This window comes from Corallococcus sp. 4LFB, assembly GCF_046520365.1.
Lineage (GTDB): Bacteria > Myxococcota > Myxococcia > Myxococcales > Myxococcaceae > Corallococcus > Corallococcus caeni.
This window is the reverse complement of record NZ_JBKGHJ010001081.1, coordinates 1-989: the sequence shown is the minus strand read 5'-3', so window position 1 is coordinate 989 and position 989 is coordinate 1. Positions and strand designations below refer to the sequence as shown.

Here is a 989-nt window from a genome sequence, read left to right as displayed (position 1 = left end):
GCGCCCGTCTCGCCGCGCTCCCCCAGGACGGAGATGAGCCGCGCGGTGACGCCCTGCGCGTCCGGCACGCGGCGCAGGCCCTCCGCCGCCGCGTGGCGCACGCGCCAGCTCTCGTCATGAAGCCCGGTGGTGAAGGTCTCCAGGGCCCCGGGCGCGCGCGGATCCACCGCCTGCAGCGCCCGGTACCGTGCCTCCTCCTGCCCCGCGGGGGACCGCACCGTGTCGCTCATCCGCCGTCCTCCTTCGGGGGTCCGTTCCTCGGGGAGGCCGCATCCTGCTCGAAGCGGCGGAGGGAGTCGCGCCCCACGAGGCCAGAACGAGGGCGCGGCAGGCCCATTCCCAGGGGGCGCTCCGCGCCAGGAGGCAACCGGGCAGCGGCCTGGAACGTTCACCTTCGCACCCTTCGCCGCTCAGCCCGCCTGAAGCTCCGCGTCCCAACCTTCCTGGCCAAAGAACCAGAGCGAGTAGACGCCCAGCGCCGTGCCCAGCGGAAAGGTGGGCAGCGCCACGAGGGCGAGCAGCGTGGCCAGCCCCTTGGAGACACGGCGGCCGCGCACCAGCCCCAGGCCCAGGGCGAGCCCCGCGATGGACGCCGCCAGGAGCACGACGAAGATGGCCGCCATCGCGAGGACCCAAGGGTTCTCCCACGCCGGCAGCCGGGGGGCGGACCTCCCGGCGGCGGCGACGAAGCCCAGGGCGGCCGTGACGTACGCCATCGCCCCCGTGGCCAGCAGCATCAACGCGTGGACGAACAAGTAGAAGAACCCCAGCGCCTTCCGGTGCCCGCCCAGGTCTCGCATGACGTCCCTCCCTAAATCCGGGGCGCGCACGGCGAAAACGGCGCGCTCACCCTCCGGACGGCGGCCGGGAATCGCGCTCCAGCTCCGCGCGCAGCGCGCCTTCAGGTCCAGCAGCAGCCGCAGCCGCTCCGGCGCCGCACACGCCCACCACGATGGCGTGCGGCCCCGGACATGAGCGCCGGCGCGGGC

2 protein-coding genes are annotated in these 989 nt (G+C 74.7%); both read right to left on the bottom strand.

Annotated elements, in window-relative coordinates; all coding sequences use genetic code 11:
• Nucleotides 1–230, bottom strand: a 230-nt coding sequence (locus ACLEQD_RS44200; RefSeq protein WP_410391901.1) for a HEAT repeat domain-containing protein, incomplete at its 3' end; no start/stop codon positions are given.
• 180 nt (nucleotides 231–410) lie between these two features.
• Nucleotides 411–989 (bottom strand): hypothetical protein (locus ACLEQD_RS44195; protein WP_410391900.1); only part of this gene is annotated, 579 nt, incomplete at its 5' end.